This window comes from Nonomuraea cavernae, from assembly GCF_014646355.1.
GTDB lineage: Bacteria > Actinomycetota > Actinomycetes > Streptosporangiales > Streptosporangiaceae > Nonomuraea > Nonomuraea cavernae.
Window position 1 is genome coordinate 151314 of record NZ_BMNH01000006.1, and the last position, 24410, is coordinate 175723.

Sequence of the window (24410 nt, forward strand, 5' to 3'; positions counted from 1 at the left end):
CAGCGTGACTGGAGACTCTGCCTCGACCTTGGTCGTCGGCGACGACGACCCCGAGTTGAGCAAGCAACTCGACGATGCACTGACGGCGTTCAACGAAGCCGCCACCAGCACGGCCTACGGTGACTCCTTCTCCATCAAGGTCACCGACGGCAACAGCGAGTTGGTCGGCGGCCTGACCGCCTGGACCTGGGGCGGGCTCTGCGGGATCTCAATGCTCTGGGTCCGCGGGGACAGTCGCAAGCAGGGATGGGGCAGCAAGATCCTGCAAGCCGCCGAGGCGGAGGCCGTGCGACGAGGGTGTGACAGGGTCGCCGTCTCCTCCTTCACCTTCCAGGCCCCTGGCTTCTACCAGCGGCACGGCTACGTCGAAACCGGTCGGATGCTCGGTATTCCCGACGGTCACGAAGACGTGCACATGTTCAAGCGGCTGACCGCCTGAAAGGGCGCCTCCTGCGGGGGCGCTCCGACTCCAGGGTGATCATCAAGCACGTGCTGCCTGTAATGGCTGAGGCAGGGGCCTGCCCATCCCTCGGTCAGGAGCTGCCGGGGAGGGTCATGCCCGCTCAGCTATTCCTTCAGGTAACCGGTGGCGGGGTCGATCTCAGCGAGGAAGCCGCGGATGGCCTCCTCCATCTCAGCCAGGGTCATCGCGGCGCCGGCAGCTCTGGTGATCCCGAAGCCGTACTCGTGCGGCCCGCTGAGCCAGTCGAAGTCGTACTCGCCGGGCCTCCCAGCACGCTCACGAATGCGAAAGTCCTGCCCGTCGACCGTCATCGTGATCGGCTCGTTCTTGATGTGGGGGGGTTTCGTGTGCTCGGGCGCGAGGCCCGGCTCCGGCTCGGTCGACATGCCTGCTCCTTTCCTCGGCCCTCTCCGGTATTGACGAGGATGCGTTGTAGGCGACGGCGTGAACGCCTGGGGTTTCACGCCAGATCACGCCGAACAATGCTTCGGCGCAGTCAGCTCGCCTCGCGCGGCGGCCGGAACTGAACGCTCAGCCAGCTGGGTGAGTCAGTCAGAGCTGCTCACGCCGCCACCGTACCGCCTCACCCAGCTCGAACCGCTGCACGGCGACGACCAGAATGCCGCTGCCGTGGAGAGCCCTTTCGCGGTTATCCACCCAACAAAGTCGCCAAGCGGATCCACAACGGGGACGAGCATGACCTTGAGGCGTTCCTCAAGTACGCCATGACAGGCCACGAAAGCCGTCGGACGCTTGCTCATTCGGAGCGACGTCGTCTGGGGCGATGCTGAGCGGCACGCTCCACCGCCACGCGTTCCCGTCGTTTCTGATCTGCGGCCTCACGCGAACTCGGCACCCGCCGCTTCTCATGTCTGATTGCCAGGCGGATTGTCCAGTAGAGCAAGAAAAACAACAAAACGGCTGGAACGACCCATATCACTAGCACAAACAGAAACTCGGCGAACCCCATCGTCATCTGAACCTCCGCACAGGGAGAAACCAGCATGCCGGACCTTGCCGGTCGCGTCCATCGATGACTTCACCCGGTCATCGCCCTGGGTCAGTCTTCACATGTCGTCGGGATCTCGGAGCGCTGAACACCTTCGTGCGCCGCTGGTGGATCTCCGCGTGTGACACCGCCAGGATTGATTCATCCGGTAGCCGAGCAACAGATCGCTGCGCCGGCCGCATCGGCCGTGTCCGGCTCATAGCCGTCCCAGGCCGGGATGCTCATCTCGAACTGAGGATCCGTGATCGTATAGAAGGTCCCGTCGAAACTGATCAGCACTTCGCCTCTCTCTGCTGCCGGTCCGGCTCCAAGCAGGCATCCCGCCGACGACGATCAGCCCACCGCGGATGCACCTGCTTAAAAACGTTTGTACTGAAGGGATAGCTGATGCGAGACTTGCCCGGTTTGCGAAGGTGACTTCAACCCTTGGAGGAATCGTGCGCCGAGCCGCCATGGCTTTACTCGCGCTGGTCACTGCCACAGCCGCTATGGTCGCGACGACCCAGCCGGCCAATGCCCAGGTCACTCACACCTGCCGCCCCGACTACTGGACGAACAAGTGCGCCAGCGGCTACGCGCCCGCGAACCGCACCCTCAACCGCGTATGGATCGGGATCGACAGCACCAGCATTGTGGACTGGGAGGTGTGGGACAGGGAGACGGGTGCCCGCGTCGGATCAGGACGGGTGTCGCCGGACAAGCAATTCCGTCACGGGATCTACGGACTGTACGGCAGCAAGTACCAGCTGGTCATGAAGGGCTCCTGGGGCAACTACGGCTTCATCTGCGACTGCTAGGGCCGGTGCCGGAGTTGAGATCACGGGGATTCGCCTGCGCTTGTGAACGCCCGCGGCGGTCCCCGGGCCGGATGTGGGGTCAGGGCCGGTGCGCGGGCCCGAGAATGGCCTCCAGGTCTTCCAGCGCGGCCAGGATGTCGGCGAGCTGGCCGCCGCGTTCGGCTTCGGAGAGGGTGAGCGCGCGAGCGCGGGCAAGGGCGTCGCGGGCGGCGGCCGAATCCTCGGCGCGGAGTGCGAGTTCGGCGCGGTAGGCCAGCGCTTCGAGCAACTCGGCCGCCGTCGCGGTCTCCTTGTCCCGCTCCAGAGCCGCGTCCAGGATCTGGGCCGCTCGTACGTGCTTGCCGTGGGAGTCGCCCATCACGACCGCCTTCTGCAGAGTCGTGGCCAGCCTGCCGGAGGCCGCCTCCTTCTCCTCGGGTGCGGGTTTGGCGGCCACGATCCTGATCCAGTTCCCGCCCGGGTCGACGACGGTGAATCCGGAAAGGTTCTCGGCGTTCCTGCGCTTGCGGGGCCGGGTCATCCGGGGGATCCCCGAGACCAGGAGCTTGCCGTGGGCCTCGCGCATGCCCGCCGCGAACGCCTCGAAGAGCTCCCCGGTGTCGGGCACGATGACCAGGCAGCTCCCGTAGGAGTCCTCGGGCTTGAAGTCCGGGATGCCGAAGAAGTGCAACTGGAGGTCTTCGCGTTTGAGCGACACGTACGGGTTCGGGCGGAGCTGGTAGTAGGTCCGGACGAAGCCCAGCATGGTGTAGAACTCGACGATCTCATCGATGGACCGGCAGGGAAGCAGCGGTACGGTGATCTCGTTGGCCATGGTTTCTCCGTTCTGATGAAGGCCGCTATTCGCCCTGCCGTGCGGGTGCGGGGTCCTCGCCGGCCATGGTGAACGCGCCCTCTTCCAGGCGGCGGATCAGCCGGTGGGTCCATTGGGCGCGGGCGTCGGCGGTGGTCAGCCATAGAGACAGGACCTCGCCCACCGGCCCCCAGGTGTCCAGATCGGTGTCCGCAGGCAGCTGCGAGGTGATGCTCGTGCGCCACTCGTGCATCGCGCGGGCTCGCTCGCGCAGCATCCGCAGGGCATGCTCCCGGGGAAGGTCCTCGATCAGGCCGACGGCGGCGCCCAGCACGTCCAGGCTCGGCTCGCGGTCGGCGAGGGCCTGGCTCAGGAGGGTGAAGTACTCCTGTTCGCCCTTGTCTGTCAGCTCGTACTCGATCCGCGGCGGGCCCGCGGCCTCTGAGGGGACACCCTCGCACGTCGCCAGCAGGCCCTGGTCGGCCATGCTCTTGAGCGCGTGGTACACCGAGCCCGACGTGGCGGTGGACCACTCGTGCGCGCCCCACGACTCCAGATCCGTGCGGACCTGGTAGCCGTGTGCGCGACCGCGCCTGCGCAGCGCTCCCAGCACCAGCAGCCGTACCGGCTTCATCCAGCTCCCTCGATCTTGAGCTAACCGAATTTGGCTAGTCCCTCTCCGAGAGAGAGTACCGCCAGATCCCGTACGGCCTGCGCCTGCTGCTCGACCTGCGGATCGATCCGCATGTCGAGGTCGGAGCGGATCGGCGCAGAACAGGAAGCCCACCGTCATGATCGACAGGAAGGCAGCCGGTCCGCATCGATGCCGACATCGACGTGATGCTCCGACGATCGCCCCTCTAGGATCGTCTGCGAGGACCCCACTGGCGAACGCACGCAGTACGCCGCCGCTGGCCTCCCAGGGTGACTGTCCCGTTTCTCGTGCTGACCGCTCCATAACGTTTCCAGTTGGCCCCCGGGCTGGACGGAGTGACATGGTCTGGTATCTGGCCGCCGCGGTGCTCGCGGTCCTGCTCGTTCTCCTTCGCGGAATGCACCGGATCCCACCGGACCGGGTCGGCGTCGTCTACCGCAGATTCGGGCGGTCCTCCGCCGAGGACCGGGCCTCGGTCAAGGTCGCCGGGTCGCCGGGGGCCCAGGCGGCCCTGCTACGGAGCGGACAGGCGTATTTCCTGCTCCCCGGGCTGTACCGGGTCCGGGAGAGACCGCAGATCAGTGTCCCGGCGGGCACGGTGGGGGTCGTCGTCGCCAAGGCCGGCGCCCCGGCCCCGCTGCTGGAGCCGCTGGCCCGGTTCACCGAGTGCGACGACTTCCAGGACGGGCGGGCCTTCCTGCTCGACGGGGGCCAGATGGGGCGGCAGCCGGCGGTCCTGCCGGGCGGCGCCAGGTACGCGGTCAACCCCGAGCTGTTCGACGTGTGGACCTCTGAGGCGGACGACGCGGAACTCGCCGGCCTCGGGCTCACCCGCGAGAGTCTGCGCGAGGTGGAGGTCCCCGTGGGCTCGGTCGGCGTCGTGGTGACCTTCGCCGGCCAGGAGCCGGTCGACGGGCAGGAGGGGCCCGCGCTGGGCGAACCCGTACCGGGCCACCGGAACTTCCAGCTTCCGTGGCGGTTCCTGGAGGAGGGCGGCAGGCGCGGGGTGCAGGCCGAGGTGCTCCGACCCGGCAGCTACCGGATCAACCCCTGGTTCGCGACCGTGGTCCTCGTGCCGACCAGGATTCTGATCGTCGAATGGCGGGACCGCGGCCCGGGCGGGCCGCCCGACCTTCACGACCTGGTCTTCGGCTCGCTCAGGTTCAACGTCGAGGGGCACTGGCTGAGGGCCGGCCTCACCCAGACCGTCTCCATCCGGCCCGAGACGGCCCCCCACCTGGTCCAGTCGTTCGGCTACCTGCGGGCGGAGGCCGGAACACCGCCGGAGCCGGTGACCGCGACGGTGCGGCGCTTCGCCGAACGCGTGCTCGGCAGCGTGGTGGCGGGCTACCTCCAGAGCGCCGCGGCGGAGTACGGCGCGCTGGAGCTGCTGGCGTCGACGCAGGAGATCCGGACGGAGCTGGCGGCCCGGATCCGGAGCGCGCTCTCGGCATGGGGCGTCGACGCGATCGACACCACGCTCACCGAATTCGAGGCTGAGGACCCGGAGTTGGAGCGGACGCGCCGCCGGCTGTTCGACCTGGAGGGGTCCCGGCGGGCCGCCGAGGTGGAGCTGCGGGTCGACGAACTCCGGATGGACCTGGAACGGAACCGCATCCGGACCCAGACCGTGGAGCTTGAGGAGCAGATCAGAGTCCTGGGCCGGGACCAGATCGCCATGGAACGGCTGATCCGGCAGATCAGCGAGATGAAGGTGCCGGCGCACGTCTCCGCGGAGGCACTGGCCGACTATCCGCCCGTCCGGCTCCTCGAACCCTTCCTGGCCTCCTTCCGATCTCGGGAGGGCTACGAGGAGCACGATCCGGTCTCTCCGGTCGTCGTCTCGGCGCCCGAGGACCGGCAACCCGTCATGTGGGGAAGGATCGAGCGGGCGATGGTCGAGGAGCTCGCCCGGCGGCGGCAGGACGCGGCCGGCGACCCGGTCGCGGACGAGCACACGATCGTCGTCTATCAGGACGACGACGGGATGCGGGACGAGGTGCGGGAGGCGATCGGGCGGTTCGCCGAGAGCGTCGGCTGGGAGGTGATCGACAGTTCCGACCCCATCCACGGGTCCTGGTTCCAGATCTTCCGGATCAGGGCCGCCAAGACCGTGGGCGAACACCTGACCGCGGACGAGGTGCTGGCGAGCTTCAAGCGGGCCGCCGAACTGCGGCTGGTGCACGAGGCCCAGGCGGGCGTGGACACCGCGCAGGCCGACGCCGCCTCCAAGCTGATCGAGTCGCTGGCGAGCACCGCCCGGGCGGTCGCGCTGGTCGGCTCGATCCTGGTGGTGAAGGACGACGGGCTGCTCGCGGTGCGGACGCTGTCTCCCCGGCAGTTGATGCATCTGGAGCGCAACCCGCACATCACCGACCCGCTGGCGGTCCTGATGTCGCTGCGTGAGGCCGCCGAGCTGGATGCGCCGGCACCGCCGCGGCTCGACCCGGGATCGGCGTATCCGGAGGAGAGCGCCTGACCCGGCGGCGGTCAGGCGCTCTCGTGGTCGGCTTACCACTGGTTCGGCGTGGACCCGGTCTGGAGGCGGTTCGCTAATTGGCCATCTCGTGACCGGCGGTTCAGCTGGACTAGATCGTCCCGCCGTGCACACTCTTGCTACTCTATGTTGTTAATTGATCACTTTGAGTAGCGGGAGAAAGTTGTGAAGGTCGCGTGCGTCGGCGGTGGGCCCGGCAGTCTGTACTTCTCGATCCTGATGAAGCGGGTGGACCCGTCCCACGACATCACCGTCTACGAGCGGAACCCGGTCAATTCGACGTACGGCTGGGGCGTGACCTTCGGCGACGAGCTGCTCAGCTATCTGCACGTCGCCGACCCCGAGTCCGCGCGCGCCATCAGCGAGAGCCTGGTCTCCTGGGACAGCTGGGTCACGCACGTGCACGACCGCGCGACGGTGACGGAGCAGGCGGAGGAGGGCTTCGGCATCAGCCGCCACCGACTGCTGGCCATCCTCGCCGAGCGGGCCCGCGCGCTCGGCGTGCGCGTCGAGTTCCAGCGGGAGATCGCCGGTGAGGCCGAGCTGGCCGACGCGGATCTCGTCGTGGCCGGTGACGGTGTCAACAGCGTGCTGCGCGAGCGTCACGCCGATCACTTCGGCACCGAGGTGACGGTCGAGCGGAACACCTACATCTGGCTCGGCACCACCAAGGTCTTCGACTCCTTCATCTTCGCCTTCGTGGAGACCGACCACGGCTGGCTGTGGTGTTACGGCTACCGGTTCAGCGAGGACCGGAGCACCTGCGTCATCGAGTGCTCCCCCGCGACCTGGCGAGGACTCGGGCTCGACCAGACGAACGAGACCGACAGCCTGGCCCTGCTGGAGAAGCTCTTCGCCGACATACTGGACGGGCATCCGCTGATCGGCCGGTCGCAGGCCGACGGCAGCGCGCACTGGCTGAACTTCCGCACCCTGACCAACCGCCGGTGGTATCACGACAACCTCGTGCTGCTCGGGGACGCCGCGCACACCACGCACTTCTCCATCGGCGCGGGCACCGCCCTCGCCCTGGAGGACGCCGCCTTCCTGGTCAACGCGCTGCACGGGGACCCGCGACTCCAGCCAGCCCTCGCCCGCTACGAGCGGCAGCGCAGATCAGCGATCCGCAAGCTGCAGCGAGCGGCCCGCTACAGCGCCCAGTGGTACGAGAACCTGCCGCGGTACATCGACCTGCCACCGCTGGAGCTGATCGCTCTTCAGGCCCGGCGGGAGTCGGCGCTGCTCGCGCACGTCCCGCCGCGGCTGTACTACCGGATGGGGCAGACCATCGAATCGTTGTACGGCTGCAGGCATTGGCTCGGGTCGAAGCTCGGACGAACCAGGCACGCCGATTGAGAGCACGTACGCGCCCGCCAGCGGCGGATCTCGGGACCGTCAGGCAGAGGCGGCACGCGTCAGCCTGAGCTGGCCGATCTCCGCGGCGTTCTTCAGCAGTTCGGTGTTGACCCAGGCCACCATGTGGGCCACCGTGTGCTCGGAGTCCTTCGGCCAGGGAAACGGGGCCGCGGCGTCCAGATCGGCGTCGGAGAGTCGATCCAGCACCGCCAGCCATTCCACGCGAAGGCCGCGCAGCCACTCGACGGCGCTCGTCCCGTCGCCCGGCCAGGTGATCTCGGCCCTCTCACGGGGTGGCCGTTGCTCGGCGTGATCGATCGTCACGCTCCACCACCAGCCGATGTGCCAGCTCAGCCAGGCGATCGTAGGGACTGGGACAGGGTCGGGCTCGGTCTCCGCCCAGTCCGGCACCCACTTCCCGGCCACGTCATGACGCACCGTCCAGCAGTGGGCCGCCGGCTCCCACAGGAAGTCATCAGGCTTCAGGCGCTCTAGGTGATATTCGAAGAGCGACCACGTCAGGTCGAACTGCCAACGCAACAGGTCACATCGGTTCAGGCTCATCGGGCGATGCTGGCACAGTGGCGCTCCGCCCCGAAAGCGATTAACCGCCCCCGGCCTGGCCATGCCCGGATGACGATCGAACGAAAGTGCAGTCCACTTCAAAAATACAGTACGCTCCAAAGATGCCAGAGGGACTGCGGGAGCGGAAGAAGCGGCAGACTCGCCGGCGCATCTCGGACGTGGCCCTTGGCCTCTTCGTGGCGCACGGTTTCGACGGGGTCACCATCGCCCAGGTCGCCGAGGCCGCCGAGGTGTCGGTCAACACCGTTTACAACTACTTCTCGTGCAAGGAGGAGCTCGTCCTGCCTCCGGAGGAGGCGTCCCCGCAGCGGCTGGCCGACATCGTCCGGCAGCGGCCGGTCGGGCAGTCGGCGGTGGGCGCGGTGCTGACTCGGCTTCGGGACGAGGTACGCGGGCGCGACCGCGCGGTCGGGCTGAGCGCCGGATTCGGGCGGGTGCTGGAGATGATGCGGGCCGCCCCCACGCTGACCGCCCGCCTGGAGGACCTCGGCCGTGAGATGACGGAGGCTCTCGCCCTCGTACTGGCCGAGGAGACCGGGGCGGAGCGGGATGATCCGCTGCCGCGTGCGGTGGCCTGGCAGATCGGAAGCCTGCACGCGCTGGTCTACGCCGAGGTCGGACGGCGGACGACCGCGGGCGAGTCCGCCGACGCGATCTCGGCCGCCTTGCTGGAGCTGCTGGACACCATCGAGACACTGCTCGGCGAGCGCATCCTCACCTATGCCGTACGAAAGGACGCCCCATGTTCAGAGTGACGATCAGTGGCAAGTTCAAGGGGCTCGACGAGGCCGGCCGAGCCGCCGTGCGGGCGGCGAGCGAGATCGCCTACACGGAGGCAGGGACGTTCACCCATGACCAGAGCGTGTCCGCCTTCACCTTCCGCTGCCAGGTGCCCGCCGGACCGGACGACGGTGAGGAGGAGGCGTTCCTGGGAGCGATGGAGGCGCTGGACGCGCACGGCTACCCGCACGAGGTTCTGAAGATCGCGGTGACGGACATGCGCGACATCAAGATCCGCCGCAGGGCCCGGTCCGCCTGAGCGCCCCTGTCACGGGAGGACGACGATGCGCCCGCGAGGGCTGTGCGGCTCGGCGCCTTCTTGGAGGCGGTGGGACCGGGCGGCCTCGGTGAGCGGCAGCCGGGTGCCGATCCGGGAGACCAGAGCGCCACGGGCCAGGAGGTGGTTGATCGCCGTGGCCGCCGCGGTGAGCTCGGCGACGGTGGCGTTGCTGATCGCGAAGCCCCGGAGGCTGGCGTCACGCGTGTAGAGCTCTCCGACCGGCAGCGCGGGAGTGGCGCCGAGACCGGCCGCGATGATCATCCGGCCGCCGAGGGCGAGCAACGGAACGGTCCGCTCCAGGTGGTAGTGGCCGGCGTTGTCCCAGAACACGTTCACCCCGTTGGGGGCGAGTTCGGCGATCTTCGGGTACATGTCCGGGTCGTGGTAGTCGACGACCTCGTCGGCGCCGCACCGCCGGCACCAGTCGAAGTCGTCCGGACGCGCGGTCGCGATCACCCGCGCCCCATAGGCCGCGGCGAGCTGAACGGTGGCCGAACCGACCCCGCCGCCCGCGCCGGTCACGACGACCGTCTCCCCGATCCGCAGGCCCGCCTCCCTGAACAGGCCGAGGTAGGCGGTGGCGGCGGTGTGCAGGGAGGCGACCGCGTTCTCCGGATCGACGCCGCGGGGCAGGTGATAGAGCCGGTCGGCGGGCACCGCGGCGTACTCGGAGAAGGCCCCCTGGCGGCCGTCGAACCCCAGGCTGTCGCACCACACCGGGTCGCCGGGGGCGAACCCCGGCGCCGCCGTCGCCACGGTCCCCACCAGGTCGCGGCCGATGACGAACGGGTACGGCAGGGGCGTCCGGTAGGCGCCGGAACGGACGAAGGTGTCGACATGGTTGACGGCGAGTGCCCGCACCTTCACCAGTACCTCCGACGGGCCGGGCTCGGGCACGGGCAGCCGGCCGATCCGTATCTCGTCCGCCGGGCCGGGCCGCGTGATGTAGGCCGCGGTCATGGTCTCGCGGACGCTCATCATCGCTCTTCGTCCAGGTCGGCGAGGTACGTACCCGCCCATGCCCGCCTGAGATCGACCTCGTCGGCGCCGCCGAAGGTGTAGGCAGGAGACAGGATCGGCAGCGCCCGCTCCACGTGCACCAGGATCGCGCGATGAGCGGGGTAGCCGGGACCGTTCAGGTCGAGCAGCCAGGCGTGCAGCCACTCGTGCACAGGGTCGCCGGGCTCGCGGAGCTCCGCCGTGCCCTTGAACCGGTAGCCCCGCCTGCGGAGGAAGTCGATCGAGTTGACCTCGATCCGCGGATCGCGTCGGAGGTTGGCGACCGTGTTCGGGGACGCGATGTCCATGAAGGCGAGGTGCGCGTCGTCGTACACCCGCATCGATCCCTTGGGCGAGAGATTGGGTGAGCCGTCGGGGCACACGGTGGCCACGAAGGACAGCCGCGCGGTCTCCACGATCAGCCGCATATCGTCGTCGATGGTCATCCTCATCCTCCCTCCAGTGAGGTACCCATGCTTCGGCCTCGGGATGGAGTCGGTTCTCCGCGCTTCCGCGCAGGTCACGACCGGTCATGAGGCTCACGGCGGTGCGGGGCCACCGTGAGGCGACGCGGAAGTTCGTCACGTCGAAACCTCGATCTCTCCGCGTTCAACGCGGAACGGAGCTAACGGTTCGATTACGGGATCGACTGTTCTGGTTACGCAACGAACATCTGGCGCGAAATTTGGGAGCACTGCTGCCACGGCACGCGGGAGTCACATGGGCAATCTGGGAGATCCCCGATGGCAGGGCATCGGGGTGATAGTCAGCACCCTCATCGGAATGGTCGGGATCATCAGCACGATCTGGGTGTCTCGGAGAACGGTGGAACGAGAGAAGGACGCCGCCTCGCCCGCCGTTCCGGGCACCACGAAGACCCCGTGGGCGCGGCAGATCGCCGCGCGGGTGGCCGGAGCGCTACTCGTCTGGGTGATGACCTATGCGTTGTTCGCGGGCATCTGGGCTGTTCTCGCCGCCTCGATGGGGTTCGCACCGGCCATGGTTTTCACGCCGCTGTTCTTCCTCCTCAGTTCGCCGTCCGCCATCTGCGCTCTGATCGCCAAGTCGGCCATGCTGGGCGGATTTCTCGGCGGCGGGTTCCCCCTCGGGCTCTACGCGCTGGAGGCGGCGGCCCAGGACACGGTCCAGGCTCCGCCGCTCACCTGGTTCGTGGTCTTCTTCATTCTGGGCGGAATGCTCGGCGCGCTCGCCGCCACGATCGCCGTGACCACGGCTCGCAGGCTGCACGTCCCCTTGCCGCGAAACTGAGGACGGCCGCACCCGGAACTCGTCGCCCTCCGGCAGGTCCGTCGCTTGCGACCACCAGCTCCGCTCGGCGTCCGGAAGAACATGAACGCCGAGGAGATCTTTGCGATGATGACCTGGTAACCGTTCCGCATGCACGGCATGGAAGGGGTGAAGCGGATGTCCTACAGTCCGCAGCTCGCTGCGGCGCTGTCGGGTGCCACGCTTCGCCAGCTCGCCCACTGGCGTAAGGCTGGTTCGGGCCGTGGAGCGGTGCTGGTTCCCGAGATTTCCGCCTTCCGTCCCGTTCTGTACTCATTCCGAGACGTGATGGCACTGCGAACATGCGTCAAGCTGCGCAACGACGCCTCCCTACAGAAGATCAGAAAGGCGTTGGACACGCTCCGTGATGATCTGGGAGAGCGTGATCATCTCTCGGCGTATCGCCTGGTGGCCGATGGCAGCAGCATCTATCTGGCGGGGCCCGATCAGGCGATCGATCTGGTTCGCAGTAAGGCCAACGTCGTGATCCACGAGATGGTGGACGTCCTGCGGCCTTTCTATCGTGACGGACGCCATATCCCTGACCTCCTGCGACCACGTGATCATGTGACGGTCGATCCGGCGGTCCGAGGTGGGATTCCGGTGATAGAGGGCACACGGGTGCCCTATGACGAGGTCGCCGCGCTTCTTCGAGACGGTGTTCCCGCTGATCGGATCCCCGATTACTACCCGAGTGTCACGGCGACGGCCGCACGGGAAGCCGCGGATTTCGCCGACTATGTCGACAGCTACGCCCCGCAGAGGACCGCGTGAGGCTGCTACTGGACGAGAATGTCCCCAAGCCGCTCCGTCGAGCTCTCACCGCCTTCATCGTGCACCACGAGATTGTTCATTTGCTCGATCTCCCTGGCTGGTCTGGGACGCGTGACGAGAGCCTCTACCCGCTTGCGGCTGCCGAGGGATTCCACGCGGTCGTGACCAACGACGGACGGCAGATGCAGCGCCCGCGGGAGGTCGCAGCCATCGCGGCCTCGGGCCTGCACCGGATCGAATATCCACACAAACAACAGGGCCTGGCGGGGATGGGGCTGGTCATCGCGACAGTCTCCGCGGGGCTGCCCGGCGCCTTGACCGTGTTGGAGGAGGCTGATGGCCAGAGGCTGATCACGCTGCGGAGCATCGACCCCACATCGACGGCTCGGTTACGGGTGATCGATCCCCTGGTGGATCCGCCTAAGTTCTGCTCCTCGCGGGTGCTAACGTCGCGGCCTCCTGGCTGTGCAGGACGAGGCGGTCGTGGACGCCGAGATCTCGCGCGGCGTCACGAGCCCGGCCCAGTGCCTCTTCGGAGACGTCGACGCCATCGGCCCGCACGCGCGGACGCGTGGCCAGCGCGCGCAACAGCCATTCCCCTCCCCCGCATCCGAGGTCGAGCACGCGTTCGTCGCCGCGCGGCAGTCCCTGTTCCAGCAGGCGGCGCACCGACTCATCGCCGAGCGGCGCTTTGATCGGGTGATCAGTATGAGCGATCCTGGACATCTGTTCGTGATTCATCCGGGCAGCTTGGCAGCGGTAGAGATCTTGCGCATCTCGTTTCCGCGACCACGCGGTCGATCTGTGGCGAGGCTGGGCCGGCCTTCCGGCCGGGCAGCAGGTGGCGCCTGAGCAGCACACCCGCGGCGATCACGAGAGCTCCGAACACCGCTATCGACAGGCCCGCGCCGGCGATCCCGGTCAGCGCGCCGACGGCGACGGCGCCGAGTGCCTGACCGGACATCAGGCCGGTGCTGACCAGGCCGAACGCCTGACCACGAGCGTGCTCAGGGAGCGCCTGCAGGAAACGCCGCTGGAGCCCGATCTCGTAACCCAGCCCGGCCGAGCTGGCCGCGGCCAGCGCGACGGCCACCGGCAGGCCGGGCCGCAGGGCGAACGCGACCAGGCCGCCGCCGGTGAGGTAGATCAGCGGGAGCACCAGTCGTTCGGCCGTCTCGACGCCGGCGAACCGGCCGATCAACACGTTGCTGAGCAGCATGCCGCCGGCCATGGCGGAGAGCAGTAAACCGGCCGGGGCCTGTCCCATGTCGGCGGTGTAGGGGACCACCGCGCCCTCGGCCCCGACGGCCAGCGAGGTCGGCACCAGAATCGCCAGCAGCAGCCCGCGAATGTGCCGGTCGGCCAGCAGTTGCCTGTTGACCTGCCAGGTCGAGGCGGCCGCCCCGGTCCGCAGCAGCCGTCTCAGCGGGGAGGCGCCCGGCGTGGACGCGGGCCGGTCAGCGCGGTCGGCGTGGTCGACGCCGTCGACGCGGTCGGCGCGGTCAGCTCGGTCGGGCCGGTCGGCCCCGCGCCTTGGGCTGTCACGCAGCCCGAACCAGGTCACCACGGCGGCGACGAGGCAGAAGGCCGACGCGGTGGCGAGCACGCCGTAGGCGCTCATCGTGATGAGCAGCAGCCCGCTGATGCCATGACCGATGACCTGGGAGGCGGCCGCGGCCGCGGTCATCAGCGATCTCCCCGTGATGTAGCTCCGGTCGCGGAGCACGTCGGCCAGCAGTGCCGTCGCGTTGCCCTCCGCGACCGGGCCGAACAGGCCGATGACCGCGGCCAGGATCAGCACGACCGGCACCGGCAGGACCACGAAGGCCAGCACCCCGATGACGCAGAAACGGACCAGGTGGAAGGTGACCAGCAGCGGCCGGGTGGAGATCCGGTCCGCGAGCGACAGCAACAGCGTCCCGCCGACGAGGTAGGCGAGCATGCCCGCCATGTACGCCACCGCCGCCATCAGCGGCGACCCGGTGCGGGCGAAGACCAGCAGCGACAGGGCGAGCATCTTCATCGCCTCGCTGATGACCATCAGAGTCTGGCCGACGAACAGAGTGCGGAACACCCCCACGGCGAAGACCTCGCGGTACGGCACCGGCGAACCCTCGTTCGTTGTCATGCAACTATTGTTCGAAAGTCACTGTCTCCGAGCCATGCCTTCGACGACGATGGAAACGTGCTCGAATTCGATGTTGACCCGCAGGATCTGGCGGCCAGCAGGTTCGCCATCTCGCCGATCAACGAGACCGGCAGAGCGCTGGACGTCCTCAGCGGATACCGCGGCGACGTCGCGTTGCGCCCATGGGCGGACCGCGCGCGGGGACGTTTCAACGACCTCTGCCGTCAGGTCCCGCCGGTGCGCGCCCTGGTGACGCTCGGGCACACCGACGGCTACCAGCCCGACTTCATCTCCCCGCCGCCGACCGGGCCCCGCGAGACCATGGCCGACCAGCTGGAGATCGTCCGGGCGACCCCCTTCGACCAGGCGCGGCAGGAGCTCCATCGCACGATCACCGAGCGGAGCGGGCCGGTCGCCGAGGAGGTGCGGGCCACGCTCCAGGCGCCCGACGTGGTCGCGTGGCTGGCCGCCGGCCTCGAAGCGGTGTGGCACGAGCTGATCGAGCCCGACTGGCCCGCCATCCACGCCATCCTCGAACAGGACCTCCTGCACCGGGCGGGGCTCCTGCTGGCGTACGGCTGGGCCGAGGCGCTGACGGATCTGTCGGCGCACGTCAGCTGGCGCTCCCATGAGAACGGCGGCTCGATCACGGCGGACGTGCCGTGGGACGAGCGGTGCCCGCCCGACAGCGACGGCCTGCTGTTCGTGCCCACGATCTTCGGGCCGCTGGCCTTCTGCACGGACCCGCCGTGGCGCCGCGCCATTCTCTACCCCGCCCGCGGCCGGGCGACGCTCACCCACCGGCACGTCCAGGAGGACCACGGCGACGCCCTCAGCGAGCTCGTCACCAGGACCCGGGCCCTGCTGCTCAGGGCGATGCGCCAGCCGGTGACCACCACCCAGCTCACCCGGCAGCACGGGCTGAGTCTCGGTACGACGGGCCACCACCTGTCCATCCTTCGCCGGAGCGGCCTGATCATCAGCACCCGGTCGGGGAAGTTCGTCCTCTACCGTCGTACGGCCCTCGGAGACGCCCTGGTCGCGGCCAACACCTCAGCCGACCCATCAGCCGACCCATCGGCCGACACCTCAGCCGACCAGGGCCGAACGGGAGCGGATCCCATCCGCTGACCGGCTCCCGGTCAGTTGCCGCCGTTCTTGTTCGGCGTGACGTTGATCTGGCCGCTGTCGGAGACGATGATCTGGATGCGGCCGTCCTTGACGGCCTGCCACATGACCGCGCCCTGCGCGCCGAGCACGTCCTTCAGCGCCCTGATGGCCTCCAGCTCGGTACGGGCCTTCTCGTTCTTCGCCTTCTGCGCGACGTTCTCCTCCTGGGCCTGCTGGACTGCGGCCATCGCCTCGCGCACGTTCAGCGGCGGCTGCGGCTGCTGCAGCGTGACCGAGAACTTGTCGAAGAACTCGGCGCCGCCCTGCTCGCGCAGGAACTGGCCCATGTACTGGGCGACCTTCGCCTCCCAGTCCTGCTTGGACTGCGGCTTGAGGTAGGCCAGGTCACGCCAGGCGAACTCCTTGCTGGCCGCGTCGAGGGCCCGGTCGAGCGGCTGGCCGATGTAGACGCTGAGCAGCTTGTTCCAGCCGCTGTCGGTGTAGGCCTCGTACTTCAGCCCGATCTGTTCGTGGAAGAGCCGTAGCGTCTTGCAGTCGCTGGTGAGGGAGAACGTGACGACGCCCGTCACGCGCATCTCCAGCGGGTCCTTGGTCCACATCGTGAGCGGCCCGGCCTCGGCCCCCGGCTTGGTCTGGACCCCCGCCGGGTCGTTGGGGTCGGCCGCGAACTCGAAGGTACGCTGCCCGGCCGGATAGACGTAGCCCTTGTCGCCCCAGCCGGACACGTCGCGCACACCGGGCTCGACGCAGTTCTGGAAGGTGGTGTCGGAGAACATCCCCGCGTCGTAGACGATGCCCTTCTCGTCGGGCTCGGGGGTGGTCATCGAGCAGCCGGTCACCAGGACGGAGGCGACCAGTAATGCTAAGACGGCCTTCTGCCTCATCGAATCTCCCTCTCCACGAGCCGAATGGTCTGGCGCATGCCGGGAGCGTAGCGGCGGCAGGTTACGCGGAGGGGCCGTAGATCGCGAACACCTTGTTGGAGTTGAACACCGCGGTCTCCACGAACTTCGACCAGACCGGCGTGGGGTGGCCGAGCTCCTCCATCGCGGCCACCAGCGGGAACCAGTTGAGCAGCTCCTGCTGGCCGGCCGCCTCGATCTCCTGGAGCGGGGTGGCGCGCCATTCCTCCAGGTCGCCGCCGGCCAGGGCCTGGTAGAGCCGTACGTCGCTCGGGGTGTCGGGGTGCAGCCGCCAGGTGCGGTCGCAGAGGAACGCGTGCGACCAGCTCGACGAGGCGACCAGGGCGATGCGCCACGGCGACTCGGCGCACAGCCGGGCCACCTCCGCCCCCATGCGCATGAGCCGGCGGGGCGACGGCGACGGCGGGTCGAGCTCGCGCACGTCGCCGAACTCGCTCATGAACCCCCGGTAGCTGACGACCCGCCTGCCGTAGCAGTTGATGGGGAAGGGCACCACGGGATAGTCGAAGCCGGTGCGGTGGTAGTCGAGGTAGAGGACGGCGTTCAGGAAGGCGTGCGGCAGGCCGGGGTGGTGCGCCGGCCGGTAGGCGTAGGAGACGTCGATCTCCCGCTCCAGCAGCCCGGAGGCCAGGTACTTCGCGATGTCCGGACGGCCGCGGACCTGGAACGTGGTGCTGTGGTCCTCGCCCCAGACGTTGGGCCGGTCGCGCATGTCCGACGAACGGTCGGCGTGCGCCCAGGGCTTGAGGTCCATGGTCGGGTACGCCAGCACGGCGTAGGGCGGGATGATGTCCTCTTTGAAGTTCTCGTACTGGTCGTCGCCCCAGATGACCAGCGCGTCGGGGTTGAAGTCGTCGATCGCGGCGCGGACCCGCTCGAATCCGTCGACCATGGCGGCGCGGTGCTCCTTGGCCGCGGCCCGGCCCTCGTCGTCGGCCCATTCGCGGCGGGCGAGCTCCGGCCAGTTGGCCACGTCCTTCGCCTCGGCGGGGATGCCCGGGTCGGTGAGGGTGCGCTGGAGGAGGCTTGCCATGTTCTCGTCCAGCCCGCCGAAGAGGGGATAGTGGGACAGGCCGACGCCCAGTACTTCCGCCATGACCGCTTCCTTCGCTGGAGCCGTTGGGGCCGCTGGAGCCGTTGGGGCCGTTGGGCCCGTTGGAGCCGTTGGGGCCGTTGGGGCCGCTCCGCCGTCGGCATCGACGCCCGGCGCGGAGCCTTAAAATAGTTCCGATCTTGTATTATCGTCAACCATAAATATCTTCGATCCAAGTAATCGGCCCCGGCGCCGCAGGGTGCCGGCCACGCCGACGACGAGCTGGAGGCGGGCGTGTCCCACGACACCGATCCGGAGGAGTCGACGGTCGAGTGGCAGGTCGCCCGAGCGCAGGCCGAGCACGGGCCCGGCTTCGACCCCGACCTGCTGACGCTGACCCTCACCCTCTACCGCGCCATGTCGGCGTTCGACCGCGCCGGGGCAGCCGAGCTCTCCGGGCACGGGCTGTCGGTCAGCCAGTTCAACATCCTCAACGTGCTGCACCGGGCGGACCGGCCGCTGAACATGGGCGAGCTGGCACTGGCCATCTCCATCCGGCCGGCCAACCTGACGAGCGTCATCGACGGGCTCGTGCAGCGGTCCTTCGTGGAGCGGCGGATCAACCCCGACGACCGCCGTTCCTACCTCATCGCCAACACCGCCACCGGCGAGCGATTCCTGGAGGGCTTCCTGCCGTCGCACTGGCGCTATCTGGAGGCGCTCGTCTGGCGGCTCGACGGCGAGGACCGCCGCGCTCTGACCGCGTTGCTGGACAAGCTGCGCGAGTCCATCGAGACCGCCCAGGTCGACAGGGGTCAGGTCATCTCGCCGTGAGCGGCACCGCCGGCCTCTTCGGGCTGTCCGGCGTGGCGACACCTTGATGTCCGCGACGCGCCACAACTAGTATCCGATCATAAATATTTCGGTCCGGGATAGTCATGTTTCATGGCTTTCGAGTCCGCTCACGTACGCACAGGCATGGAGAGAGCGTGGATCCTGGACGACGTCTCGGTGCCGTGTTCGTCTCAGGTGGTGCGCATGCCGCTCGTTGAAGTCACCCTCATCCAGGGCCGGACCGCCGAGGACCTCCGGGCGCTGATCTCCGGCCTCACCGACGCGGTGGTCACCTCCATCGGCGCCCCCAAGGAGAGCGTTCGCGTCATCGTCCGGGAGATCCCGGCCACCCACTGGGCCGCCGGCGACGTCACGATCGCGGAAAGGTCGGCAACACGATGACCGATTACCACGGCCACATCATCGACGGCCGCGAAGTGGACTCGCTCGACGGCCGGCGGTTCGCCAGCGTCGACCCGTGGACCCGCGAGCCCTGGGCTGAGGCCGCCCTGGGCGACCCGGCCGACGCCGCCGTGGCCGTGGCCGCGGCCCGGCGGGCCTTCGACGAGGGGCCGTGGCCCCGGATGGGGTACGCCGAACGCGGCCGGATCCTGCACCGGCTCGCCGACCTGCTGGAGGAACGTCAGGCCGAGATCAGGCTGGCCGACACCCGCGACATGGGCAAACCGGTCACCCAGAGCGGCCACGACGTGCAGCGGGCCGCCGCCAACTTCCGGTTCTTCGCCGACCACGCCCGCCTGTCGACCGGCCAGCTCCTCCCGATGGACTCCGGGCACCACGCCTACACGCGCTTCGAGCCGTCAGGGGTGACGGCGGCGATCGCGCCCTGGAACTTCCCGCTGATGCTGGAGAGCTGGAAGATCGCTCCGGCGCTGGCCTGGGGCAACACGGTCGTCCTCAAGCCGGCCGAGGACACCCCGGTGTCGGCGACGCTGCTCGCCCGGCTGGCCCTTGAGGCCGGTATGCCGCCCGGCGTGCTGAACGTGGTGCACGGGTTCGGTCCCGACTCCGTGGGCCAGGCGCTCACCGAGGACCCCCGGGTCGATCGCATCACCTTCACCGGGGAGTCGGCGACCGGCCGGGTCATCGCCGGAGCCGCGGCGGCCAATCTCACCCCGGTCAGCCTGGAGCTCGGCGGCAAGGGAGCGAACATCGTCTTCGCCGACGCCGAGTTGGACAACGCCGTGCACTGGTCGGTCGAGGCCATCTTCCGCAACGCCGGGCAGGTGTGCCTGGCCGGCAGCCGGCTGTTCGTGCAACGTGCCGTCTACGACGAGTTCCTGAGCCGCTTCGTCAAGAAGGCCGAGGCACTGGTCGCCGGCGACCCGTCCGATCCGGCCACCGAGCTCGGCCCGCTGGCCAGTGAGACGCACTTCGCCAAGGTCAGCTCGTACGTCACGGACGTCGGCGAGGGCACGATCCTCACCGGAGGGCTCGGCGAGGGCTGGGCGGTCAGGCCCACCGTGATCGTCGGCCTGGAGCCGTCCGCCCGGCACTGCAGGGAGGAGATCTTCGGACCGGTCGTCGTCGTGCGGCCCTTCGACACCGAGGAGGAGGCCGTCGCCCTGGCCAACGGCACCCCCTACGGCCTCAACGCCATGCTCTTCACCGAGAACGTCAACCGGGCGCACCGCGTCTCGGCCGCGCTCAGGGCCGGCACGGTCTGGCTCAACTGCTTCTTCATCCGCGACCTGCGCGCCCCCTTCGGCGGTGTCGGCGACTCCGGCATCGGCCGGGAGGGCGGCGACTTCGGCCGGGAGTTCTTCACCGAGCCGAAGGCGGTCGTCATGCAGATCTCGCGGGATCAGCCGGCTTCACGCTGAGGCCGGCTTCACGCTGAGGCCGGCTTCACGCTGAGGCCGGCTTCACGCTGAGACAGCGCGGCAGCCACGCCGCCGGCGCCGCCAGCGGCCTCCCGGTCAGGCGCGGGTCGTCTCCTGGCTCGCGGAGACGGCCGTCTCGCCGGTCGTGGGAGCGGGCTTCAGGTCGACGCTGTCGCGCAGCCGCGTCGGCTTGAGGAACAGGGTGGCGATGACGCCGAGGGCGGCGATGCCGGTGGAGACGAGGAAGATGTGCCCGGTGGCGTCGCCGTAGGCGGCGCGCACGATGGTCCTGAGCGGCTCCGGCATCTGCGCGATGTTGAGCGAGCCGCTTCCGCCCGCGGCCTCGGCCTTGATGCCGGCCTTGGCCAGTCCTTCGACGATGCTGGTCGCGACCTGGTTGGCCAGGATCGCGCCCAGCACCGAGACGCCGATGGTGCCGCCGAGCGAGCGGAAGAACGTGATCGCGCCGCTGGCCGCGCCGAGCTCGTTGAGCGGGACGGTGTTCTGGATGGCCAGGACGAGGTTCTGCATGGACATGCCGACCCCGACGCCGACCAGCATCATCGCGGCGCTGACGAAGACCAGCGACGTCTCGTGGTCCAGCGTGGACAGCCCGAGGAACCCGATGGTGAGGACGATGCCGCCGGTGACGATGTACGGCTTGACGTTGCCGCTCTTGGAGATCATGCGGCCGGAGATCGTCGAGGAGAGCAGCACGCCGAGCATCATGGGAATGGTGAGCAGGCCCGCCTCGGTCGGGCTGTAGCCGCGCCCGATCTGGAAGTACTGGCCGAGGAAGACCGAGCCGCCGAACATGGCCATGCCGACCGCGAGGCTGGCCAGGATGGCCAGGGCCGGGGTGCGACGGCGGATGACGTGCAGCGGCACGACCGGCTCGGCGACCCTCGTCTCCACCCAGGTGGCCAGCGCGAGGACCAGCACGCCGCCGCCGACCATGGCCGCGGTCTGCCAGGACATCCAGTCGAAGGAGTTGCCGACGAAGGTCACCCAGATGAGCAGGACGCTGACGCCGAGGGCGATCAGGGTGGCGCCGACGTAGTCGATCTTGACGTCGGGACGGCGAACGGTGGCCACGCGCAGCGTCTTCTGCAGCAGCGCGAAGGCGATCAGGGTGAACGGCACCGAGATGAAGAAGCACCAGCGCCAGCCGAGCCAGGAGGTGTCGGCGATCACGCCACCGATCAGCGGCCCGCCGACGGTGGCCACGGCCATGACGCCGCCGAGGTAGCCGTTGTACCTGCCGCGCTCCCTGGGGCTGATCATCGCCGCGATGATGACCTGTACGAGCACCTGCAGGGCCCCCATCCCCAGCCCCTGCAGCGCCCGGAAGGCGATCAGCTGGCCGGTGTCCTGCGCGAACCCGCAGGCGACCGAGCTGACGATGAAGATGACGATGGCCACCTGGAGCAGCAGCTTCTTGCTGAACAGGTCGGCCAGCTTGCCCCAGATCGGCGTGGAGGCCGTCGAGGCGAGCAGCGAGGCGGTGACCACCCAGGTGTACTGCGACTGGGTGCCGTCGAGCGCGCCGATGATCTGCGGCAGCGCGACCGAGACGATCGTGGCGCTGATCATGGCCACGAACAACACGAGCAGCAGCCCGCTGAGCGCTTCGAGCACTTGCCGATGGGTCATCGGCTCAGATGGTGCGGCCGTGGCTGTAGGTGCGCTCACGCGCGTCCTCCCCCTGATGATCTACCTGTGACAAGGAGCCAGCATATATGCCCAATGGGAAAATTTGCGCATTGGGCATATATGTCTGACTCGCGGTAGGCTTACCGGAACATGGACATCCAGGTGGGGCTGCGCGAGCGCAAGAAGGCCGAGACCCGGCAGGCCGTGCACGAGGCGGCGCTGCGGCTGACGGTCGAGCACGGCTTCGACGCCGTCACCGTCGAGGCCATCGCCGACGCGGCCAACATCTCCCGGCGCACCTTCTCCAACTACTTCGCCGGCAAGGAGGACGCGGTCCTCTACGGCGAGGAGGAGCGCGTCCGGCTACTGGTCGCGCGGATCCGCGCCCGGCCTTCCGCCGAGCGGCCCTGGCAGGCCATGCGCGCCGCGATCCACGACGTCTACCGCGAGGTGGGGGCCCCTGATCACGAGTGGGCCGCGCGCACCCGGCTGGCCCGCAAACATCCCGCGCTCCTGGCCAGGCAACTGGCCAACCACGCCGCGCTCGAACGCGAGCTGGCCGAGGCCATCACCGAACGCGCGGCGCCAGGCGACGCCATGATCCAGCCGCGCCTCATGGCCGCCGCCTTCCTCGTCACGTTGCGCATCGGCACCCACCTCTGGGTCGAGGAGCAGCGGACGTGTCCGCTGCACGAGGTCATCGACGAATACCTCACCCAGATGGCCCAGCCGTTCGTCTGACGGCCGGTCTCGACGCTCATACACGGGACGAGGTCAGCCCACCCGCTTGACGATCTCGGCGATCGTCGCCTTCTGCCCGCTGATCAGCTCGCCGGCGAGGTCGACGGTCGGCTTGTGACCGCCCATGGCCTGCACGGTCTGGGCCATCTCGACGCCGGCGTCCAGGTGCTTGGCCAGCAGCGTCAGCCACGTACGGTCGAACTCCGCGCCCGACTGCCCCTCCAGCACCGAGATCTGCGCGGCGGAGATCATGCCGGGCATGGAGTGGCCGTCGTCCGCGCCCTCCGGTGGCACCTGCGCCTTCCACGACCGCAGCCACGACTCCATCAGCTCGATGTCGGCGCGCTCGTCGGCGATCAGCTTCTCGCTGAGCTTCCGTACGTACGCGTCGGTGCTCCGGTCCGCGACCAGCTCGGCGATCCGGATGGTCTGCCGGTGATGCGGGATCATCTCCTGGGAGAACTGGACGTCGGGGTTCACATCGGCCGCCACACCGGCGGCGGCGACGGGCTCTCCGCCGGCCGGCGCGCACGCGCCCAGCAAGGGGACGCACAGCGCCATGGCCACCACGGACACCACGGACACCACGGCCGACCGGACCCCCGACACCCGCCGCGCGCGCACCCGCATGATCGCCCCTTTCCGTCCGGCAAAAGGTTGATGGTTACCCGGGGATACGCGGCCCGATCCGGGAAGGTTCAGAGTCCGGCACCACGCGGCAACCGGAAAATCCATGGAGGTTCCGTACGGAACGGACGATGATGCTGCACAGGCGGACCACGGGGAGGGCATCTCCTCCTGACGCGTGCTCCCCGCTGGGAGACAGGGCATTGACGGGTCATCGCGAAGACAGCACGCACGCGGGCGGGGTCCTCGAGATCGCCTGCGACGAGTCGGGCTCCGAGGGTGACAAGCTCATCGGAGGCAACACCGACGTCTTCGCCCATGCCAGCGTGCGCCTGAGCGCCGACCTCGCGGCCCGGTGCATCGAGGAGACGCGCGACCGGGCGCCGTCGCCGACCACGGAGTACAAGTTCAGCATCCTCCGGCGCACCAAGCACCGCGAGGCGCTCATCTGGCTGCTCGGCCCGCGCGGGCCGCTGCTCGGGCACGCTCACGTGCACCTGACCGACAAGACGTTCTTCGTCGTCGGCAGGGTCGTCGACCTGCTGGTGACGGAGGCGCCCTACCCGCCCGCCATCGGCCTGCGCCAGGACCGGCGGGCCCGGTCCATGACCGCCACCCTGCGCCGCGAGGGTCCGCGCGCGTACGGAGCCGAGCGGTGGGAGTCCTTTCTCGCCGCGTTCAACGGCCTGATGCGGTCCCCCAACCACCGCAGCGCGCCCGCGTCCGTCGCGGCGTTCTTCGACCTGGTCGACGACCTGCGCCGGTCCGGCGCGCGGAGCCCGGCCGGCGAGGCGATGGAGCTGCTGTGGCTGGCCAGACCGCGCGTGGCCGCCTTCCGCGAACGCCTGCTCGCCGACCCGGGAGTGATCCCCGCCCTCGACACCCTGATCCCGGCCATCGTCGGTGCGGTCGCCTACTGGGGCGCGGGCGGCAGATCCGTCGCGGTGGTGCACGACAGGCAGACGCTGCTGACGGACGAGCGGATCGGCCGGCTCAAGGAGCTGCTCCACGCCCGCGAGCCCGGCGGCCGGTTGACCGGCCTGACGCTCGTCGACTCGCGCTGCGACCCCCGGATCCAGGTGGCCGACCTGCTGGCGGGCGCGGCACGGAAGATCGCCTCGGACGAGCTCAACGGCCGGGGCGACGCCGAGCTCACCGCGCTGCTGCGGCCGTACGTGGACACGTCCTCGATCTGGAGCGACGACCGGCACAGCCGCTGAG

27 protein-coding genes and 1 pseudogene are annotated in these 24410 nt (G+C 69.0%); 15 read left to right on the forward strand and 13 right to left on the reverse strand.

What is annotated here, in order from left to right; all coding sequences use genetic code 11:
• Positions 1-4 precede the first annotated feature (4 nt).
• Positions 5-439 carry a GNAT family N-acetyltransferase gene (locus tag IEY82_RS13480; protein ID WP_225263226.1) on the forward strand — a complete coding sequence of 145 codons (435 nt, stop codon included), beginning with the start codon at positions 5-7 and terminating at the stop codon, positions 437-439.
• A 128-nt stretch (positions 440-567) separates the two neighbouring features.
• Here IEY82_RS13480 and IEY82_RS13485 read toward each other — a convergent pair whose 3' ends face one another.
• Positions 568-849, reverse strand: coding sequence for a hypothetical protein (locus IEY82_RS13485; RefSeq protein WP_189124423.1), 282 nt, complete (start codon positions 847-849; stop codon positions 568-570).
• Positions 850-1613: 764 nt separating this feature from the next.
• Positions 1614-1751, reverse strand: a complete 138-nt coding sequence (locus IEY82_RS13490; RefSeq protein ID WP_189124424.1) for a hypothetical protein — start codon at positions 1749-1751, stop codon at positions 1614-1616.
• A 158-nt stretch (positions 1752-1909) separates the two neighbouring features.
• Here IEY82_RS13490 and IEY82_RS13495 point away from each other — a divergent pair, with 158 nt between their 5' ends.
• Positions 1910-2269: a hypothetical protein gene (locus IEY82_RS13495; RefSeq protein WP_189124425.1), complete on the forward strand. Its 360-nt coding sequence runs from the start codon at positions 1910-1912 to the stop codon at positions 2267-2269.
• 79 nt (positions 2270-2348) lie between these two features.
• Here IEY82_RS13495 and IEY82_RS13500 read toward each other — a convergent pair whose 3' ends face one another.
• Both IEY82_RS13500 and IEY82_RS13505 read right to left on the reverse strand, forming a co-directional pair.
• Positions 2349-3083 (reverse strand): DUF8817 family protein, encoded by a 735-nt coding sequence (locus tag IEY82_RS13500; protein WP_189124426.1) that lies wholly within the window; start codon positions 3081-3083, stop codon positions 2349-2351.
• Between the two features lie 25 nt (positions 3084-3108).
• The gene (locus IEY82_RS13505) at positions 3109-3696 is read right to left on the reverse strand and encodes a PadR family transcriptional regulator (RefSeq protein ID WP_189124427.1); all 588 of its coding nucleotides are present in this window, start codon (positions 3694-3696) and stop codon (positions 3109-3111) included.
• Between the two features lie 361 nt (positions 3697-4057).
• Here IEY82_RS13505 and IEY82_RS13510 point away from each other — a divergent pair, with 361 nt between their 5' ends.
• The gene (locus IEY82_RS13510; protein WP_189124428.1) at positions 4058-6196 is read left to right on the forward strand and encodes an SPFH domain-containing protein; all 2139 of its coding nucleotides are present in this window, start codon (positions 4058-4060) and stop codon (positions 6194-6196) included.
• 183 nt (positions 6197-6379) lie between these two features.
• Positions 6380-7570: an FAD-dependent monooxygenase gene (locus IEY82_RS13515; RefSeq protein ID WP_189124429.1), complete on the forward strand. Its 1191-nt coding sequence runs from the start codon at positions 6380-6382 to the stop codon at positions 7568-7570.
• A 39-nt stretch (positions 7571-7609) separates the two neighbouring features.
• Here the strand turns inward: IEY82_RS13515 and IEY82_RS13520 are convergent, their stop codons facing one another.
• Positions 7610-8134: a DinB family protein gene (locus tag IEY82_RS13520; protein WP_189124430.1), complete on the reverse strand. Its 525-nt coding sequence runs from the start codon at positions 8132-8134 to the stop codon at positions 7610-7612.
• A gap of 122 nt (positions 8135-8256) precedes the next feature.
• On the opposite strand from IEY82_RS13520, the gene IEY82_RS13525 reads away from it, so the two are divergent.
• Both IEY82_RS13525 and IEY82_RS13530 read left to right on the forward strand, forming a co-directional pair.
• On the forward strand, positions 8257-8910 hold the full coding sequence (locus IEY82_RS13525) for a TetR/AcrR family transcriptional regulator (RefSeq protein WP_189124431.1): 654 nt from the start codon (positions 8257-8259) through the stop codon (positions 8908-8910).
• Complete coding sequence (locus IEY82_RS13530) at positions 8898-9194, forward strand: DUF6204 family protein (RefSeq protein ID WP_189124432.1); 297 nt, start codon at positions 8898-8900, stop codon at positions 9192-9194. Before IEY82_RS13525 ends, IEY82_RS13530 begins: the two co-directional genes overlap by 13 nt.
• A gap of 9 nt (positions 9195-9203) precedes the next feature.
• Here the strand turns inward: IEY82_RS13530 and IEY82_RS13535 are convergent, their stop codons facing one another.
• A complete protein-coding gene (locus IEY82_RS13535) occupies positions 9204-10196 on the reverse strand; it encodes an NADPH:quinone reductase (RefSeq protein ID WP_225263228.1) in 993 nt (330 codons plus the stop codon).
• Positions 10193-10660, reverse strand: coding sequence for a pyridoxamine 5'-phosphate oxidase family protein (locus IEY82_RS13540; protein WP_189124433.1), 468 nt, complete (start codon positions 10658-10660; stop codon positions 10193-10195). The genes IEY82_RS13535 and IEY82_RS13540 overlap by 4 nt, the downstream gene beginning before the upstream one ends.
• A gap of 379 nt (positions 10661-11039) precedes the next feature.
• Between IEY82_RS13540 and IEY82_RS13545 the strand changes: the two genes are divergently transcribed.
• The 3 genes and pseudogenes from IEY82_RS13545 to IEY82_RS40320 all read left to right on the forward strand — a co-directional run.
• On the forward strand, positions 11040-11483 hold the full coding sequence (locus IEY82_RS13545) for a hypothetical protein (protein ID WP_189124434.1): 444 nt from the start codon (positions 11040-11042) through the stop codon (positions 11481-11483).
• A 129-nt stretch (positions 11484-11612) separates the two neighbouring features.
• Complete coding sequence (locus IEY82_RS13550) at positions 11613-12275, forward strand: DUF433 domain-containing protein (protein WP_225263230.1); 663 nt, start codon at positions 11613-11615, stop codon at positions 12273-12275.
• A 59-nt stretch (positions 12276-12334) separates the two neighbouring features.
• Positions 12335-12445 (forward strand): annotated as a pseudogene (locus tag IEY82_RS40320) (hypothetical protein); the annotation flags it as partial.
• 250 nt (positions 12446-12695) lie between these two features.
• Here IEY82_RS40320 and IEY82_RS13560 read toward each other — a convergent pair.
• Entirely contained in the window at positions 12696-13016 is a 321-nt protein-coding gene (locus IEY82_RS13560; RefSeq protein ID WP_189124435.1) for an SAM-dependent methyltransferase, read from the reverse strand.
• Positions 12979-14403 carry an MFS transporter gene (locus tag IEY82_RS13565; protein ID WP_189124436.1) on the reverse strand — a complete coding sequence of 475 codons (1425 nt, stop codon included), beginning with the start codon at positions 14401-14403 and terminating at the stop codon, positions 12979-12981. The genes IEY82_RS13560 and IEY82_RS13565 overlap by 38 nt, the downstream gene beginning before the upstream one ends.
• Positions 14404-14460: 57 nt before the next feature.
• On the opposite strand from IEY82_RS13565, the gene IEY82_RS13570 reads away from it, so the two are divergent.
• Positions 14461-15534, forward strand: coding sequence for an ArsR/SmtB family transcription factor (locus tag IEY82_RS13570; protein WP_189124437.1), 1074 nt, complete (start codon positions 14461-14463; stop codon positions 15532-15534).
• Between the two features lie 11 nt (positions 15535-15545).
• Here the strand turns inward: IEY82_RS13570 and IEY82_RS13575 are convergent, their stop codons facing one another.
• Both IEY82_RS13575 and IEY82_RS13580 read right to left on the reverse strand, forming a co-directional pair.
• On the reverse strand, positions 15546-16418 hold the full coding sequence (locus tag IEY82_RS13575) for an SPFH domain-containing protein (RefSeq protein WP_189124438.1): 873 nt from the start codon (positions 16416-16418) through the stop codon (positions 15546-15548).
• Positions 16419-16479: 61 nt separating this feature from the next.
• Positions 16480-17553, reverse strand: a complete 1074-nt coding sequence (locus tag IEY82_RS13580; protein WP_189124439.1) for a class III extradiol ring-cleavage dioxygenase family protein — start codon at positions 17551-17553, stop codon at positions 16480-16482.
• A gap of 231 nt (positions 17554-17784) precedes the next feature.
• On the opposite strand from IEY82_RS13580, the gene IEY82_RS13585 reads away from it, so the two are divergent.
• The 3 genes from IEY82_RS13585 to IEY82_RS13595 all read left to right on the forward strand — a co-directional run bounded on the left by IEY82_RS13585 (position 17785) and on the right by IEY82_RS13595 (position 20168).
• Complete coding sequence (locus tag IEY82_RS13585; RefSeq protein ID WP_189124440.1) at positions 17785-18324, forward strand: MarR family winged helix-turn-helix transcriptional regulator; 540 nt, start codon at positions 17785-17787, stop codon at positions 18322-18324.
• Between the two features lie 204 nt (positions 18325-18528).
• Complete coding sequence (thmT, locus tag IEY82_RS13590; RefSeq protein WP_189124441.1) at positions 18529-18726, forward strand: 2-hydroxymuconate tautomerase; 198 nt, start codon at positions 18529-18531, stop codon at positions 18724-18726.
• On the forward strand, positions 18723-20168 hold the full coding sequence (locus tag IEY82_RS13595; RefSeq protein ID WP_189124442.1) for an aldehyde dehydrogenase: 1446 nt from the start codon (positions 18723-18725) through the stop codon (positions 20166-20168). Before thmT ends, IEY82_RS13595 begins: the two co-directional genes overlap by 4 nt.
• 96 nt (positions 20169-20264) lie before the next feature.
• Here the strand turns inward: IEY82_RS13595 and IEY82_RS13600 are convergent, their stop codons facing one another.
• Positions 20265-21821: an MDR family MFS transporter gene (locus IEY82_RS13600; RefSeq protein WP_189124443.1), complete on the reverse strand. Its 1557-nt coding sequence runs from the start codon at positions 21819-21821 to the stop codon at positions 20265-20267.
• Between the two features lie 150 nt (positions 21822-21971).
• On the opposite strand from IEY82_RS13600, the gene IEY82_RS13605 reads away from it, so the two are divergent.
• On the forward strand, positions 21972-22562 hold the full coding sequence (locus IEY82_RS13605) for a TetR/AcrR family transcriptional regulator (RefSeq protein WP_189124444.1): 591 nt from the start codon (positions 21972-21974) through the stop codon (positions 22560-22562).
• 33 nt (positions 22563-22595) lie between these two features.
• Here the strand turns inward: IEY82_RS13605 and IEY82_RS13610 are convergent, their stop codons facing one another.
• Complete coding sequence (locus IEY82_RS13610) at positions 22596-23192, reverse strand: DUF305 domain-containing protein (protein ID WP_189124445.1); 597 nt, start codon at positions 23190-23192, stop codon at positions 22596-22598.
• Positions 23193-23392: 200 nt separating this feature from the next.
• On the opposite strand from IEY82_RS13610, the gene IEY82_RS13615 reads away from it, so the two are divergent.
• Entirely contained in the window at positions 23393-24409 is a 1017-nt protein-coding gene (locus tag IEY82_RS13615) for a hypothetical protein (protein ID WP_189124446.1), read from the forward strand.
• Position 24410: the final 1 nt, after the last annotated feature.